The organism is Nocardioides sp. Soil805 (assembly GCF_001429625.1).
Lineage (GTDB): Bacteria > Actinomycetota > Actinomycetes > Propionibacteriales > Nocardioidaceae > Nocardioides.
Genome location: NZ_LMSU01000002.1, coordinates 636403 through 652034 on the forward strand (window position 1 = coordinate 636403; position 15632 = coordinate 652034).

Consider the following 15632-nt stretch of genomic DNA (forward strand, 5'->3'; position numbering starts at 1 on the left):
TCATGGACCACGGGGAGGCGCCAGATGGGCTCACGACGCGGCACGGGCACGACGCGGGACACAGGCGGTCCCTGGCTGATGCTGACCGTGGCCACGCTGGGGTTCGCCGTGAACTTCTGGGCGTGGGCGCTCATCAGCCCGCTCGGCCCGATGTTCCGCAAGACCGGGGCGCTGGGCGACCTGTCCGAGTCTGACGTCGCCCTGCTCGTGGCGGTCCCGGTCATCGTCGGGTCCCTGGGCCGGATCGTCGTCGGCGCACTGACCGACCGCTACGGCGGCCGGGTGATGTTCCCTCTGGTCTCCGCGGCCACGGTCGTCCCGGTGCTCTTCATCGGGTTCGTGGCCATCGACTCCTACACCCTGCTGCTCGTCGGCGGGTTCTTCCTCGGGATCGGCGGCACCGCCTTCGCCGTGGGTGTCCCGTTCGTCAACGCGTGGTTCCCGCCGGAGCGGCGCGGGCTGGCGATCGGCATCTTCGGGGCGGGCATGGGAGGCACGGCCATCAGCGCCCTCACCACGGTCAAGCTCTTCGAGCGGGGCGAGACGCTGCCGTTCGTCCTCACCGCGGCCGTGCTCGCGACGTACGCCGTCGTGGCCTGGGTGCTGCTGCGCGACGCCCCGGGTCGGGTGGTCCCGACGACGAGCCTGGGGTCGCGCCTGGCCGCCAACAGCCGGCTGCCGATCACCTGGCAGGCCTGCATCCTGTACGCCGTCGCGTTCGGCGGCTACGTCGCGTTCTCGGTCTACCTCCCGGCGTACCTCATCAACGCCCACGGACTGACGCCGGCCGACGCCGCCAACCGGATGGCCGGCTTCGTGGTCGTGGCGGTCGTGTGCCGTCCCCTCGGCGGGGCGGTGTCCGACCGGATCGGCCCCATCCCGGTGCTGGCCGCGGTCTACGGCCTGGTGACGCTGTGCGCGGCCGTGGCGGCCGGCACCCCTCCGCTGGCCGGCCTCGGCACCGTCGCGTTCCTGGCCGTGGCCGCGGCCCTCGGCGCCGGCAGCGGGGCCGTCTTCGCCCTGATCGCCCGGGTGACGGAGCCGGCGCGCGTCGGCGGGGTGACCGGGCTCGTCGGCGCGGCCGGAGGGCTCGGCGGGTTCGTGCCCCCGCTGCTCATGGGCTACGTCTACGGCCAGACCGACTCCTACGCCATCGGCCTATGGCTGCTGGCGATCACCGCCGCGCTGACGCTGGCGATGACGCTCACCGTCGTGCGCAGGACCGCCCAGGCACGCGAAGGAGTCGCCGCATGACGCCCACCGGGATGGACGGAGCACTCAGCGAGGCCCTCGTCGGCAGTCGGCGCTTCTTCACCAAGGCCGAGGTCAGCGATGACCTGCGCTCGATGGTCAGGAAGGGCGGGCGTGAGGGCGACGCGTTCTACCGCGACCGCTGGAGCCACGACAAGGTGGTCCGCTCGACGCACGGGGTCAACTGCACCGGCTCCTGCTCGTGGAAGGTCTACGTGAAGGACGGGATCATCACGTGGGAGGCGCAGCAGACCGACTACCCCTCGACCGGCCCCGACAAGCCCGAGTACGAGCCCCGCGGCTGCCCGCGCGGTGCGGCGTTCAGCTGGTACACCTACAGCCCGACGCGGGTGCGCTACCCCTACGTGCGCGGCGTGCTCCTGGAGCTGTTCCGTGCCGCGAAGCAGAGGTACGGCGACCCCGTGGTCGCCTGGGGCTCGATCGTCCAGGACGAGGAGCAGGCCCGGCTCTACAAGAAGGCGCGCGGCAAGGGCGGCCTGGTCCGGGCGAGCTGGGACGAGGTGGCGGAGATCGTCGCCGCCGCGCACGTCTACACGGTCAAGCGTTGGGGCCCCGACCGGATCGCCGGCTTCTCGCCGATCCCGGCGATGTCGCCGGTCTCCTATGCCTCGGGGTCGCGCTTCCTCGAGCTCATCGGCGCCCCGATGCTGTCCTTCTACGACTGGTACGCCGACCTCCCCAACGCGTCACCGCAGATGTTCGGCGACCAGACCGACGTGCCCGAGTCCGGGGACTGGTGGGACGCCGGCTACCTGATCATGTGGGGCTCCAACGTCCCGATGACCCGCACCCCGGACGCGCACTGGATGACCGAGGCGCGCTACCGCGGCCAGAAGGTCGTCGCGGTCGCGCCCGACTACGCGGAGAACGTGAAGTTCGCCGACGAGTGGGTGACGACCGCCCCCGGGACCGACGGCGCGCTCGCCATGGCGATGGGCCACGTGGTCCTCAAGGAGTTCTTCGTCGACCAGGACGTGCCGTTCTTCACCGACTACACCAAGCAGTACACCGACCTGCCGCACCTGATCTGCCTCGAGCCCACGGCGGACGGGGTCTACCGTCCCGGCAAGTACCTGGTCGCGGGAGACATCGACCACCCGGAGGGCGGCACCGAGAACGCGATGTGGAAGCCGGCCGTCATCGACGCCGGCACCGGCGAGGTCCGCATCCCGCAGGGCGCCATCGGCCACCGCTTCGGGGACGAGGGACTGGGCCGGTGGAACCTCGAGCTCGGCGACATCGACCCGGCGCTCACCATGTACGCCGACCACGAGGGCGGGACCCGCGAGGCCGTCGAGGTCGAGCTGCCGCGCTTCGACGACCCCGGCGGCAAGGTCCGCCGCCACCGGCGCGGCGTACCGGTCGCCCGGGTCGGGGACCGGTTGGTGACCACGGTCCTGGACCTGATGCTCGCCCAGTACGGCGTGGCCCGCGACGGCCTGCCAGGGGAGTGGCCGACGGGCTACGGCGACCCCACCGACCCCGCGACCCCCGCCTGGCAGGAGACCCACACCGGCGTCCCCGCCGCCCAGGTGGAGCGGCTGGCGCGCGAGTGGGCCCAGAACGCGATCGACACCGAGGGCCGCGGCATGATCCTGATGGGGGCCGGGGTCAACCACTGGTTCCACTCCGACCAGATCTACCGCGCCATGCTCGTGCTGACCACGATCACCGGCTGCCAGGGACGCAACGGCGGCGGCTGGGCGCACTACGTGGGCCAGGAGAAGATCCGCCCGATCATGGGCTTCCAGCACATGGCCTTCGCGCTGGACTGGCACCGCCCGCCGCGGCACATGAACCAGACGGCGTACTGGTACGTCAACACCAGCCAGTACCGCTACGACACCTTCAGCGCCGACGACCTCGACTCCGGCACCGGCGTCTTCGCCGGGAGGACCGTGATGGACCTGCTGGCGCAGTCGGTGCGGCTGGGCTGGACCCCCAGCTACCCGACGTTCGACCGCAGCTCGCTGACGCTGGCCGACGACGCGGAGGCCGCGGGCATGGAGGCGCCGGCGTACGTCGCCTCCGAGCTCAAGGCAGGCAGGTTGGCGTTCGCGGTGGAGGACCCGGAGGCGGAGGACAACCACCCGCGGATCCTGTCGCTGTGGCGCTCCAACCTGCTCGGCTCCTCGGCCAAGGGCAACGAGTACTTCCTGCGCCACCTGCTCGGCACCGACAGCGCGGCGACCGCGGTGGAGGCGCCGCCCGGGATGCGGCCCCAGGACGTCGCGTGGCCCGACAAGGCGGCCGAGGGACGCCTGGACCTGCTCACCACGATCGACTTCCGGATGACCAGCAGCACGATCCTCAGCGACGTCGTCCTGCCGGCCGCCACCTGGTACGAGAAGCACGACCTGTCGACGACCGACATGCACCCCTTCATCCACTCGTTCAACCCCGCGATCGCCCCGCCGTGGCAGACGAAGTCGGACTGGGACACCTGGAAGGTCATCGCCGAGAAGTTCTCCGAGCTCGCGGTCACCCATCTCGGCACGCGCAGGGACGTGGTGGCCAAGCCTTTGTGGCACGACACACCCGAGGCGATGGCGAGCGAGCACGGCGTGGTCAGGGACTGGAAGCTCGGCCCGGACCACCCGGACGGGTGCGACCCGGTGCCCGGGAGGACGATGCCCGTCATCGCGGTCGTCGAGCGCGACTACACCCAGGTCTTCGAGAAGATGACCTCCATCGGCCCGCTGCTGGAGAAGGCCGGCATGCTGACCAAGGGCGTCGCGTACGACGTGAAGCGCGAGGTCGACGTCCTTCGCTCCCGCAACGGCGTCGTCCACGGCGGCGCCGGCGACGGGCAGCCGAGGGTCGAGACCGACGTGCAGATGGCGGACGCCATGCTGCACCTGGCCGGGGTGTCCAACGGGCACCTCTCGACCCAAGGCTTCCGGTTCCTCGAAAAACGCACCGGCACCGAGCTGGCCGACCTCGCCGCCGAGCACCAGGGCAAGCAGATCACCTTCGCCGACACCCAGGTCGCCCCCGTCCCGGTGATCACCTCGCCCGAGTGGTCGGGCTCCGAGTCCGGCGGACGCCGCTACGCGCCGTTCACGATCAACATCGAGCGGCACAAGCCGTTCCACACCCTCACCGGCCGTCAGCAGTTCTACGTCGACCACGACTGGTTCCTGGGGATGGGCGAGATGCTGCCGGTCTACCGACCACCCCTCGACATGACCGCGCTGTTCGGGGAGTCGCCGATCGGCGAGCAGAACGAGCTCGGCGTCTCCGTGCGCTACCTGACGCCCCACAACAAGTGGTCGATCCACAGCGAGTACCAGGACAACCTCTTCATGCTCTCGCTCTCGCGGGGCGGCCAGTCGGTGTGGATGTCCGACCGCGACGCGGCCAAGGTCGGGATCAGGGACAACGACTGGATCGAGATGGTCAACCGCAACGGCGTCGTCGCCGCCCGCGCCATCGTCAGCCACCGGATGCCCGAGGGCACGGTCTACATGCACCACGCCCAGGACCGGCTCATCGACGTCCCGCTCACCGAGCGTGACGGCAAGCGCGGCGGCATCCACAACAGCCTCACCCGGATCCTGATGAAGCCCAACCACATGGTCGGCGGCTACGCCCAGCTGGCCTACTTCTTCAACTACATCGGCCCGATCGGCAACAACCGCGACGAGGTCACCATGATCCGCAGGCGGACCGCGAAGGTGGAGTACTGATGAAGGTCATGGCGCAGATGGCGATGGTCATGAACCTCGACAAGTGCATCGGGTGCCACACCTGCTCGGTCACGTGCAAGCAGGCCTGGACCAACCGCTCCGGCACCGAGTACGTCTGGTTCAACAACGTCGAGACGCGACCGGGCCTTGGCTACCCGCGGACCTACGAGGACCAGGACGAGTGGGAGGGCGGCTGGGTGCGCAAGCCCAACGGCCGGATCGCGCTGCGCTCCGGCGGCCGGCTCAAGAAGCTGCTCACGATCTTCTCCAACCCCAGGCTCCCGTCCATCCAGGACTACTACGAGCCGTGGACCTACGACTACGAGACGCTGCTCAGCTCGCCGCAGTCCGACACGTTCCCCGTCGCCCGGCCCAGGAGCCTCATCACCGGCAAGGACATGAATGTCGAGTGGTCGGCCAACTGGGACGACGACCTCGGCGGCAGCCACGAGCACGCCGCCCGCGACGTGATGCTGCGGGGCATCGAGGACAAGGTGAAGCTCGAGTTCGAGCAGACCTTCATGTTCTACCTGCCCCGCATCTGCGAGCACTGCCTCAACCCCTCGTGCGCTGCCTCCTGCCCGTCCGGCGCGATCTACAAGCGCCAGGAGGACGGCATCGTCCTCGTCGACCAGGACCGGTGCCGCGGCTGGCGCATGTGCGTCTCGGGCTGCCCGTACAAGAAGGTCTACTTCAACCACAAGACCGGCAAGGCCGAGAAGTGCACGTTCTGCTACCCGCGCATCGAGGTCGGCATCCCGACCGTGTGCGCGGAGACCTGCGTGGGCCGGCTGCGCTACATCGGCCTGGTCCTCTACGACGCCGACAAGGTGCTCGAGGCCGCGTCCGTGGAGGACGAGCACGACCTGTACGCCGCCCAGCGCGGCTGCTTCCTGGACCCCGAGGAACCCACCGTCCAGCAAGCGGCGCAGCAGGCCGGCATCCCGCGCGACTGGATCGAGGCGGCGCGCAGGTCGCCGGTGTGGGCGCTGATCAACCGCTACGAGGTGGCGCTGCCCCTGCACCCGGAGTACCGCACGATGCCGATGGTCTGGTACATCCCGCCCCTCTCGCCGGTCGTCGACGTCGTCCGGGACACCGGGGAGGACGCGGAGGACCGCGGCAACCTCTTCGCCGCGATCGACACGCTCCGGATCCCCGTCGAGTACCTCGCCAACCTGTTCACCGCCGGGGACACCGCGCCCGTGGACGCCGTGCTCAAGAAGCTCGCGGCGATGCGCTCCTACATGCGCGACATCAACCTGGGACGCGACCCGGACGACTCCATCCCCGCGGCCGTCGGCATGTCGGGGGAGGACATGTACGAGATGTTCCGGCTGCTCGCGATCGCCAAGTACGACGAGCGCTACGTGATCCCGTCCGCGCACGCGGAGCAGGCGCACGCCCTCGAGGAGCTCGCCACCGACTGCCCGGTGGCCGACCGGGGCGGCGGCCAGCAGGACCTCTTCGGCGAGGGGTCGGGCTACCCGACGCCGGTCGCGGTGGAGAACTTCCGGATGCTCCAGGACCGGCAGACGTCCGACACGCTCGCCTCGCCCGGCGACAAGGCGTCGCGGGTCAACCTGCTCAACTGGGACGGCAAGGGTGCACCCGACGGACTCTTCCCGCCGCGAGGTGGACGCTGATGTTCGGGCGAGGTCGCCGCCCGCGCCCGGCAGACGCCCCGCCCGTGTGGGCGGCCTGCGCGGCCCTGCTGGACTACCCGACCGCCGGACTTGTCGCAGCCCTCGACCGGGTCGAGGCGTTGGTGCCCGGCGACGAGCACCTCGCCCCGCTCATCGCCCACCTCCGTACCGGCGACCTGGGCCGCCGGCAGGAGGAGTACGTCGCGACCTTCGACCACACCCGCAAGTGCGCGCTCTACCTGACCTACTTCGCGTACGGCGACACCCGTCGCCGGGGACGGGCGCTCGTGGAGTTCAAGGAGGCCTACCGCGCCTCCGGCGTGGAGTGGGACGACGGGACCGGCGAGCTGCCCGACCACCTCTGCGCCGTCCTCCAGCTCGGTGCGACCGTCGACGCGGACGCCGCCTGGGCGTTGTTCAACGCCCACCGGGCGGGCATCGAGATGCTGCGGCTCGCGCTGACCGGGTGGCGCAACGACGACGGCAGCACCGGCTCGCCGTGGCTGGGTGCGCTGCTCGCCCTCTGCGCGACGCTGCCGACCCTGCAGGGCGACGAGGCGGACGCCGTACGCCGTCTCGTCGAGCAGGGTCCACCGGCCGAGGCGGTCGGGCTCGAGGGGTACGGCGCCGGCGCCGACCCGGCGCTGTCCGGCACGCCGGCGCTCATCGCCCCCGCCACCATCCCCGTGGGAGCCCCGCGATGAACCACCCCACGCCAATGCTCGCTTCGCTCGCATCGCCGCGGGGACCCCGATGAGCACCTTCCTGTGGGTGATCGTGCCCTACCTGTGCCTGGCGGTCTTCGTCGTCGGGCACCTGTGGCGCTACCGCTACGACAAGTTCGGGTGGACCACCCGGTCCTCCCAGCTCTACGAGGACCGGCTGCTGCGGCTCGGCTCGCCGCTGTTCCACTTCGGCATGCTCGGGGTCGTCGGCGGCCACGTCATCGGCCTGCTGGTGCCGCGTTCGTGGACCGCCGCGATCGGGATCGACGACCACCTGTACCACTACGTCGCGGTGCTCGGAGGTCTCGTCGCGGGCGTGATGGCGCTGGTGGGCATGACGATCCTGATCTACCGGCGGCGCACCGTCGGGCCGGTGTTCTCGGCCACCACGAGGATGGACAAGGTGATGTACGCCTTCCTCGGCGCCGCCATCGTGCTGGGCATGTGGAACACGGTCGCGGGCTCCGTCTTCAGCCTCGGCGGGGAGTACAACTACCGGGAGGGGGTGTCGGTCTGGTACCGCTCGTTCCTGGCCTTCCAGCCCGACGCCGAGCTGATGGCCGACGCGCCGATCGGCTTCCAGCTCCACGCGCTGGTGGCCTTCGGCCTCTTCGCGCTGTGGCCGTTCACCCGGCTCGTGCACGTCTTCAGCGCGCCGGTCGGCTACCTGACCCGGCCCTACATCGTCTACCGCAGCCGCGACGACGCCCAGCCCGGGAGCCGCGTCCCGCGGCGCGGCTGGGACAAGGTCGGCTCATGACCACCGAGGAGTCCCCGATGAGATCCACGTCGCTCACCCGCCTGGCCGAGGACCAGCTCGACAAGGCTCGCGCCGCCAGCAGCGGCCGGGCCGCCGTCACGGTGCACGGCGGCCACGAGCACGACCTGCGGCAGACGCTCATCGCGCTGGCCGCCGGACACACCCTGGGGGAGCACGACGCCCCGGGCGAGGCGACCCTCCAGGTGCTCGTGGGCACGGTGCGGCTCACCGCCGGTGACGAGGTCTGGGAGGGGACGGCCGGGGACCACGTGGTGATCCCGCCGCGGCGCCACGACCTGCACGCGGCGACGGACGCGGCGGTGCTGCTCACCGTCGCGACCCGCGCCTGAGCGACCCGTCGGTGTGGCTCCGGGGTCAGCGGGTGGCACCGAAGCCACACACAAGGGGCCCACGGGTCCGTCTACCGTGAGCGCATGACGACCGCCGGGCTCCTCCTCGCCGCCGGCGCCGGCCGCCGGATGGGCACCCCCAAGGCCCTCGTGCACGACCCCGACGGCACGTCCTGGCTGCGTCGGTCGGTCCGGGTGCTCCTCGACGGCGGCTGCGGGCCGGTCCACGTGGTGCTCGGTGCGGGGGCCGAGGACGCCCGGGTGCTGGTCGCGGACCTGCCGGTCGAGGTCGTCGTCGCCGACGACTGGGACTCCGGGATGGGAGCCAGCCTGCGTGCCGGGCTGCTCGCGGTGGCCGACGCCTCCGGCGGGTCCGACACCGTGCTCGTCTCCCTGGTCGACCTCCCCGACGTGGGGGCGTCCGTGGTGGCCCGGGTGCTCGCGGCCGGCACCGGGCCCGCGGCGCTCGCGCGGGCGTCGTACGACGGGGAGCCGGGGCACCCGGTCCTGCTCGGGGCAGACCACCTCGCACCCCTGGTGGCGACGCTGCACGGCGACGTCGGGGCGAAGCCCTACCTCGCCGGGCACGACGTGACCCTGGTCGAGTGCGGGGACCTCGCGACCGGTCGGGACCGGGACACCCGGTGAGCGCCCGGTGAGCCCCCGATGACTGCCCCGCGGCTCCAGCCGCTGACCCGCGCCAAGCTCGCCGGCCAGGGGGACGCCGGCGCCGCCTGGCACCGGGGTCTCCCGGACCGGCTGCTGGCCCTCGAGGACCGCTGGGGCGTCCGCATGGGCGGCCCGCTGCCCGGCGGCAGCGCGTCGTACGTCTGCCGGGCGACCACCCCCGGCGGCGACGAGCGCGTGGTGAAGGTCGGGGTGCCGGGCCACGACCTCGTCGCCGAGGCGCGGGTGCTCCGCGCCGCCGCGGGCCGCGGCTACGCGCTGCTGCACCGCCACGACCCCGAGCACGACGCCGTGCTGCTCGAGGCCCTCGGGCCGGCGCTGGCGCAGACGCCCGGCCGGCCGGAGCGTGCGATCGGCCTGCTGGCCGACACCCTGCGCGAGGCGTGGCGGCTGCCCATCGACGCGGTGCCCCCGGGCGAGGACAAGGCGGTCTCGCTCCGTGCGCTGGTGACCGAGCTCGACGAACGGCTCGGGCGGCCCACCGACAGTCGGGTGCTGCGGACCGCCCTCGACCACGCGGACGCCCTCGCCGGGCACGACCCGGCGAGCGCCGTCGTCCTCCACGGGGACGCCCACCCGGGCAACGCGCTGCCGGTCCTCTCGCCGCGGGAGGGTGCCCCGGCGGGGTACGTGTTCGTGGACCCGGACGGCTTCCGAGGCGACCCGGCGTACGACGCGGGGGTGGTCCTGCGCGACTGGTGCTCGCACCTGACCGGGCCGGACGCCCGGACGCGCCTCGAGGGATGGTGCGACCTGGTCGCCGAGCGGACCGGCACCGATCCCGGACGCGTGTGGGCGTGGGCGTTCCTCGAGCGGGTGTCGACGGGGCTCTACGTGACGTCGTTCGGCGCCGAGCGGGTGGGGCGGCCGTTCCTCGCGACCGCCGAGCACCTGCTCGGGTAGACGACGGGCTCGGCGGCGACGGGGCTCAGCGGCGACGGATGCGGAACTCCCCGCGCGCCGTCGAGGGGTCGACCGCCCGGCCCCCCTGGACGATCTCGACCTCCCCGGCCGCGGCCAGCCTCCGGGCGGCCCGCCGAGCGGGCTCGACGAGCTCGCGCCAGTCGTCGCCGCCGACCGCGCGGGCGGCGTCCGAGGCGGCGATGCCGGTCGCCCGGCTGCTGCGGGCGAGCAGGTCAGCGACGGCCGCCTCGAGCGCCTCGTCCTGCGGTGAGGTGCGTCGACGACGGCAGGCCGCGGAGCAGTAGCGCACCGAGTCCCAGTCGCGCTCCCACTTCTTGCGCCACTCGATGGTGCGCCCGCACGACGCGCAGGTCCTGGGCTCCGGGGTGCTCACCCGGGCCAGTGTGCCGGGCGCTCCCACGCCGCCGGCGTCGATGCCGCGTCACGGATGCCGGACGCCAACGTCCGACCAACGTCCGGGTCGTAGCCTGACCGACATGGACACCGGCCTTGGCTCTGCCCCCGACGTCGCCGCGCGGCTCGGGGCCATCGGCTACCTCGCCGACGAGGAGCTCGCCACCATCGTCTTCCTCGCCGCCCGGATGCAGCGCCCGCTGCTGCTGGAGGGCGAGCCCGGCACCGGCAAGACCGCGCTCGCGGAGGCGCTGGCCGCCACGCTGGACCTCCCGCTCGTCCGGCTCCAGTGCTACGAGGGCATCGACGCCACCCAGGCGCTCTACGACTGGGACTTCCCACGCCAGATCCTGCACCTGCGCGCCCTCGAGGCCGCCGGCGCCGGCAGCAGCGCGGAGGACGCCGAGAAGAGCCTGTACGACGAGCGCTTCCTGCTCGCCCGCCCGGTCCTGGCCGCGCTGCAGCAGGCCCCCGCCGTGCTCCTGATCGACGAGGTCGACCGCGCGGACGACGAGTTCGAGGCGTTCCTGCTCGAGGTGCTCTCGACCTGGCAGGTCACCATCCCCGAGCTCGGCACCGTGACGGCGTCCACGCCGCCCTTCGTCGTGCTCACCTCCAACCGGACCCGCGAGCTGCACGACGCCCTCAAGCGGCGCTGCCTCTACCACTGGATCGACCACCCGGGCCTGGAGCGCGAGGTCGACATCGTGCGCTCACGGGCGCCCGAGGTGTCCGACACCCTGGCCCGCCAGGTCGTCACCGTGGTCCAGCAGCTGCGCGAGCGCGACGACCTGCTCAAGCCGCCGGGGGTCGCGGAGACGCTCGACTGGGCGCGGGCGCTGCACCACCTCGGCACCACCGACTTGGACCTCGCGACCGCCGCGGCGACCCTGGGCGCGCTCGTGAAGTACCGCGAGGACGGCGAGCGGGTCCGCCAGGCGCTGGACCGGATGCTCGCGTCGTGACGTCCACCCCGCCTGTCGCTGCACCCGACGACGCGGTGCCGCTCCTGCTCGGCTTCACCCGGGCGCTGCGGGCGGCGGGCGTGCCGGTGACCCAGGACCGGTCCCACGGCTTCCTCGAGGCCACCGCGCTCGTCGGGCTCGAGGACCGTCGCGCCACCTACTGGGCCGGCCGCGCCACGCTGTGCGCCGGGCCGGACGACCTGGCCCGCTACGACCAGGTCTTCGAGGCGTGGTTCGACCCGCGCGGCGAGCTCCCGCGTCGCCGGACGAGCGACGAGCTGGCCGTGCCGCCCGCGGACGCGCTGCCCAGCATCGACGCCCCCGGCGAGGGGGAGTCCGCCGACGAGGAGGTGCTCCGTGCGGCGGCCACCACCTCCGACGTGCTGCGCCACCGCGACGTGGCCACGATGGACGCCGCGGAGAAGCAGCGGCTCGCCGCGATGTTCGCGAGCCTGCGGCCCACCGCGCCCACGCGGCGTACCGCCCGGCACCAGGCGTGGCACCGCGGGCGCATCGACGCCCAGCGCACCCTGCGCGACTCGCTGCGCCGGATGGGCGAGCCCGGCGACCTCGCGTGGCGGCGACGCCGCGTCCGGCCCCGCCGCGTGGTGCTGCTGGTCGACGTCAGCGGGTCGATGAGCGGGTACGCCGACGCGTTGCTGCGCCTGTCCCACCGCTTCGTGAGCGCCCAGCCGCGGGTCGAGGTCTTCACCCTCGGCACCCGCCTCACCCACGTGACCCGAGCGCTGCACCACCGCGACCCGGACCGGGCGCTGGTCGCCGCGGGCGAGGCCGTCCCCGACTGGTCGGGGGGCACCCGGCTCGGCGAGACGCTGCGGGTCTTCCTCGACCGCTGGGGCCAGCGCGGGATGGCCCGCGGCTCGGTCGTGGTGGTCTTCAGCGACGGGTGGGAGCGCGGCGACGCGGCCCTGCTCGGCGAGCAGATGGCCCGCCTGCACCGGATCGCCCACCGCGTCGTCTGGGTCAACCCGCACCGCGGCAAGGCCGGCTACGAGCCGGTGCAGGGCGGCATCTCGGCCGCCCTCCCGCACTGCGACGACTTCGTGGCCGGCCACTCGCTGGCGGCCTTCGCCGAGCTCGTGGAGGTGGTCGGTCGTGCGTGACGTCCTGGGCGAGCTGATGGCGTGGTGGGAGGCCGGCGAGACCGTCGGCGTCGGCACCGTGGTGGCGACCTTCAGCTCGGCTCCCCGCCCCGCGGGAGCCTCGATGCTGGTGGGCCCGGACGGGACCGCCGTGGGGTCGGTGTCGGGCGGCTGCGTCGAGGGCGCGGTCTACGAGCTCGGCCAGTCGGTCGTCGAGTCCGGCGCGCCGGTCCTCGAGCGGTACGGCGTGTCCGACGACGACGCCTTCGCCGTCGGCCTCACGTGCGGCGGCATCCTGGACGTGTACGTCGAGAAGGTCTCGCGCGACACCTTCCCCGAGCTCGGCGCCATCGCGGTCGACATCGAGGCGGGACGCCCGGTGGCGCTGGCCACCGTGATCGACCACCCCGATCCGGCCTGGCTGGGCCGGCGGATGGTGGTCCGCCCCGACCGCGACGCCGAGGGCTCGCTCGGCTCACCGCGGGCCGACGACGCGGTCCACGACGACGCCCTCGGCCTGCTGGCGGCCGGCAGCAACGCCACCCTCACCTACGGTCCCGACGGCGAGCGCCGGGGTGAGGGGATGCGTGTCTTCGTCTGGGGCTTCGCGCCCAAGCCGCGCATGCTCGTCTTCGGCGCCATCGACTTCGCCGCGGCCGTGGCGCGCGTCGGCTCCTTCCTCGGCTACCACGTCACCGTGTGCGACGCGCGGCCCGTCTTCGCGACCACCAGCCGCTTCCCCGAGGCCGACGAGGTCGTCGTCGACTGGCCGCACCGCTACCTCGACGCCGAGGTCGCGGCCGGACACGTCGACCGTCGCACGGTGCTGTGCGTGCTGACCCACGACCCCAAGTTCGACGTCCCGCTGCTGGAGGTGGCCCTGCGGCTGCCCGAGGTGGCCTACGTCGGCGCGATGGGCTCGCGGCGCACGCACGACGACCGGATGCAGCGGCTGCGCGACGCGGGACTGACCGACGAGGAGCTCGACCGGCTCAGCAGCCCGATCGGCCTCGACCTGGGCGCGCGCACCCCGGAGGAGACCGCCGTGTCCATCGCCGCCGAGATCGTCGCGCGGCAGTGGGGTGGCACCGGTCACCGCCTCGCCACCTCCAGCGGACGCATCCACCAGGACCCGCACGTCCCCCGCTGACCAGACCGCCGATCCGCACGGCTGACGCGCTCAGGTCCGCCGCGCTACGGTGACCAGCGTCACACCCGAACAGCGCAGCACACGTGTGGGGGACCATGAGCTCTGACCGCGACCTCCGGGACCGGCGGCTCGAGGCCGTGCAGGCGTGGACCTCCTTCGTGGAGCTCGGGGACGAGGCGGGCGACCGGGTGCGACCCGAGATCCGCGACAGCTGGCAGCTGTCCAACGGCGCCGTCACGCCCCACCTGACCGAGGCGCCGCTGGCCGACGAGTCGGACACCGCGGCCTTCTGGCGCAACTCGCCGCTGCAGACCGCGGTCGAGCGCGTCGAGGCCGAGCTGCGGCGCACCGCCGAGGACGGCGATCTGGTCATCGCGGTCACCGACCCGGAGACGCGCATCCTGTGGACCTACGGCGGGCGGGTCATGCGGCGCAAGGCCGAGACCGTCAACTTCGTGCCCGGCGGCCGGTGGGACGAGCGCAGCGTCGGCACCAACGCACTGGCCATCGCCAGCCGCACCGGCGACCCGTCGATGGTGTTCAGCGCCGAGCACTACGCCTCGATCGTGCACAACTGGGTGTGCTGGGCCGCGCCCGTGCACGACCCGGTCAGCGGCGAGCAGCTCGGCGTCATCGACCTCTCGACCACGTGGGACCGCACCCACCCCATCGGGCTCGCGACCGCCCGCGTCATGGCCCGCCTCATCGAGACGGCGATGCCGACCGGACGGCGGACCGGCCTCACCCCCGTCGCGCCCGCCGAGCCCGGCCTCACCCTGTCGCTGCTCGGCACCGCCGAGGCGTGGCTGGACGGACGCCGGCTGCTGCTCAACCGGCGCCAGACCGAGATCCTGGCGCTGCTCGCCATGCACCCCCAGGGGCTGTCCCTCGAGCACCTGCACTCCCTCCTGTACGGCGACTCCGCCGTCACCACCTCGACGCTCAAGGCCGAGGTCTCCCACCTGCGCTCCGCCCTCGGCGGCCAGCTGGCCTCGCGTCCCTACCGGTTGACCCTGCCGGTCGCCACCGACATCGACGAGGTGCAGGTGCTGCTGCGGCGAGGTGACGTGCGCGGTGCCGTGGCGGCGTACGGCGGCGACCTGCTCCCGGGCACCAACGCCCCGGCCCTCGTGGAGATGGGGGACTTCCTCGCGGTGAGCATGCGCGAGGCGCTGCTGGCCCACCCGGACCCCGAGGCCGTGCTGCGCTACAGCGAGCTGGCGCCGTACGACACGCACGTCGTCGAGGTCTGCCTGGACCGGCTCGGGCTCAGCGACCACCCCGCCAAGCCGCTGCTCCGCGGTCGGCTCGCCGTCGCCGAGCGCTGACAGGCGCTGCTCGACAGGCCCCTTGACAGGCCCCTTGATAGGAAGTGCTCATGCGTCTGCCCGTCCCCGGACCCCGTGACCTCCTCGCCGCCCTCGAGAGGGGCGCGGACCAGGTGGACGCGCTCCTCGGGGCCGTGCCCCGGGTCCTGGCCCTGCTCGACCAGGCTGAGGTGCTGCTCGTGCGGGCGTCGTCGGCCGTCGACCAGGTCGAGGCGGTGACCATGGACGCAGCCGGTGTCTCGGCTCGCGCCGGCGGGGTCGTGGACCGCGCCGAGGTGCTGGTCGCGCGTTCCGACGGACTCGTCGCGCGGCTGGCCACGTTGCTCGACCTCCTGGAGGCGCCGCTCACCACGCTGCAGCCCACCCTCCAGACGCTGGCCGACACCACGCACCCCGAGGAGGTCGCGGCGCTGGTGCAGCTCATCGACCACCTGCCCGAGCTGACCGAGCGGGTCGAGCGCGACGTGCTGCCGGTGATGACCACCCTGGGCACCGTGGCCCCCGACCTGCACGACCTGCTCGACGTCTCGCGTGAGCTCAACGAGATGTTGGGCAAGCTCCCCGGGCTCGGGCGGATCAAGCGCCGGGTCGAGGAGGAGCAGGCAGCGGAGTAGGCCCCCGTGCTCGGGCCACGCCGGCG

General features: G+C 72.9%; 14 protein-coding genes. 13 read left to right on the top strand and 1 reads right to left on the bottom strand.

Annotation, left to right across the window (positions count from 1 at the left end; genetic code table 11):
- Window positions 1-24: 24 nt before the first annotated feature.
- The 8 genes from ASG94_RS13560 (at window position 25) to ASG94_RS13595 (ending at window position 10032) form a co-directional block, all read left to right on the top strand.
- Window positions 25-1254: an MFS transporter gene (locus tag ASG94_RS13560; RefSeq protein ID WP_056926966.1), complete on the top strand. Its 1230-nt coding sequence runs from the start codon at window positions 25-27 to the stop codon at window positions 1252-1254.
- A complete protein-coding gene (locus tag ASG94_RS13565) occupies window positions 1251-4961 on the top strand; it encodes a nitrate reductase subunit alpha (RefSeq protein ID WP_056926967.1) in 3711 nt (1236 codons plus the stop codon). The genes ASG94_RS13560 and ASG94_RS13565 overlap by 4 nt, the downstream gene beginning before the upstream one ends.
- On the top strand, window positions 4961-6607 hold the full coding sequence (gene narH / locus ASG94_RS13570) for a nitrate reductase subunit beta (RefSeq protein WP_056926968.1): 1647 nt from the start codon (window positions 4961-4963) through the stop codon (window positions 6605-6607). Before ASG94_RS13565 ends, narH begins: the two co-directional genes overlap by 1 nt.
- Entirely contained in the window at window positions 6607-7311 is a 705-nt protein-coding gene (gene narJ, locus ASG94_RS13575) for a nitrate reductase molybdenum cofactor assembly chaperone (RefSeq protein ID WP_082624175.1), read from the top strand. Before narH ends, narJ begins: the two co-directional genes overlap by 1 nt.
- Before the next feature lie 49 nt (window positions 7312-7360).
- A complete protein-coding gene (gene narI, locus ASG94_RS13580; RefSeq protein ID WP_056926970.1) occupies window positions 7361-8092 on the top strand; it encodes a respiratory nitrate reductase subunit gamma in 732 nt (243 codons plus the stop codon).
- A 17-nt stretch (window positions 8093-8109) separates the two neighbouring features.
- Window positions 8110-8442, top strand: coding sequence for a cupin domain-containing protein (locus ASG94_RS13585; protein ID WP_056927277.1), 333 nt, complete (start codon window positions 8110-8112; stop codon window positions 8440-8442).
- Window positions 8443-8526: 84 nt separating this feature from the next.
- Window positions 8527-9090, top strand: a complete 564-nt coding sequence (locus ASG94_RS13590) for a nucleotidyltransferase family protein (protein WP_056926971.1) — start codon at window positions 8527-8529, stop codon at window positions 9088-9090.
- Between the two features lie 18 nt (window positions 9091-9108).
- Window positions 9109-10032 carry an aminoglycoside phosphotransferase family protein gene (locus ASG94_RS13595; protein ID WP_056926972.1) on the top strand — a complete coding sequence of 308 codons (924 nt, stop codon included), beginning with the start codon at window positions 9109-9111 and terminating at the stop codon, window positions 10030-10032.
- Between the two features lie 25 nt (window positions 10033-10057).
- Here the strand turns inward: ASG94_RS13595 and ASG94_RS13600 are convergent, their stop codons facing one another.
- On the bottom strand, window positions 10058-10426 hold the full coding sequence (locus ASG94_RS13600; protein WP_082624225.1) for a DUF2256 and DUF3253 domain-containing protein: 369 nt from the start codon (window positions 10424-10426) through the stop codon (window positions 10058-10060).
- Window positions 10427-10529: 103 nt separating this feature from the next.
- Between ASG94_RS13600 and ASG94_RS13605 the strand changes: the two genes are divergently transcribed.
- The 5 genes from ASG94_RS13605 (at window position 10530) to ASG94_RS13625 (ending at window position 15606) form a co-directional block, all read left to right on the top strand.
- Complete coding sequence (locus tag ASG94_RS13605) at window positions 10530-11411, top strand: AAA family ATPase (protein WP_056926973.1); 882 nt, start codon at window positions 10530-10532, stop codon at window positions 11409-11411.
- A complete protein-coding gene (locus ASG94_RS13610; RefSeq protein WP_056926974.1) occupies window positions 11408-12535 on the top strand; it encodes a vWA domain-containing protein in 1128 nt (375 codons plus the stop codon). The genes ASG94_RS13605 and ASG94_RS13610 overlap by 4 nt, the downstream gene beginning before the upstream one ends.
- Complete coding sequence (locus ASG94_RS13615; protein WP_056926975.1) at window positions 12528-13664, top strand: XdhC family protein; 1137 nt, start codon at window positions 12528-12530, stop codon at window positions 13662-13664. Before ASG94_RS13610 ends, ASG94_RS13615 begins: the two co-directional genes overlap by 8 nt.
- Before the next feature lie 95 nt (window positions 13665-13759).
- The gene (locus tag ASG94_RS13620; RefSeq protein WP_056926976.1) at window positions 13760-14992 is read left to right on the top strand and encodes a hypothetical protein; all 1233 of its coding nucleotides are present in this window, start codon (window positions 13760-13762) and stop codon (window positions 14990-14992) included.
- Window positions 14993-15042: 50 nt separating this feature from the next.
- Window positions 15043-15606, top strand: a complete 564-nt coding sequence (locus tag ASG94_RS13625) for a hypothetical protein (protein ID WP_156411577.1) — start codon at window positions 15043-15045, stop codon at window positions 15604-15606.
- The last annotated feature ends 26 nt before the right edge of the window (window positions 15607-15632 follow it).

Excerpts from the sequence above, each read along its gene's own strand:
- ASG94_RS13560 (WP_056926966.1), top strand. The coding sequence starts at position 25 with ATGGGCTCACGACGCGGCACGGGCACGACGCGGGACACAGGCGGTCCC.
- ASG94_RS13565 (WP_056926967.1), top strand. The coding sequence starts at position 1,251 with ATGACGCCCACCGGGATGGACGGAGCACTCAGCGAGGCCCTCGTCGGC.
- narH (WP_056926968.1), top strand. The coding sequence starts at position 4,961 with ATGAAGGTCATGGCGCAGATGGCGATGGTCATGAACCTCGACAAGTGC.
- narJ (WP_082624175.1), top strand. The coding sequence starts at position 6,607 with ATGTTCGGGCGAGGTCGCCGCCCGCGCCCGGCAGACGCCCCGCCCGTG.
- narI (WP_056926970.1), top strand. The coding sequence starts at position 7,361 with ATGAGCACCTTCCTGTGGGTGATCGTGCCCTACCTGTGCCTGGCGGTC.
- ASG94_RS13585 (WP_056927277.1), top strand. The coding sequence starts at position 8,110 with ATGAGATCCACGTCGCTCACCCGCCTGGCCGAGGACCAGCTCGACAAG.
- ASG94_RS13590 (WP_056926971.1), top strand. The coding sequence starts at position 8,527 with ATGACGACCGCCGGGCTCCTCCTCGCCGCCGGCGCCGGCCGCCGGATG.
- ASG94_RS13595 (WP_056926972.1), top strand. The coding sequence starts at position 9,109 with ATGACTGCCCCGCGGCTCCAGCCGCTGACCCGCGCCAAGCTCGCCGGC.
- ASG94_RS13605 (WP_056926973.1), top strand. The coding sequence starts at position 10,530 with ATGGACACCGGCCTTGGCTCTGCCCCCGACGTCGCCGCGCGGCTCGGG.
- ASG94_RS13620 (WP_056926976.1), top strand. The coding sequence starts at position 13,760 with ATGAGCTCTGACCGCGACCTCCGGGACCGGCGGCTCGAGGCCGTGCAG.
- ASG94_RS13625 (WP_156411577.1), top strand. The coding sequence starts at position 15,043 with ATGCGTCTGCCCGTCCCCGGACCCCGTGACCTCCTCGCCGCCCTCGAG.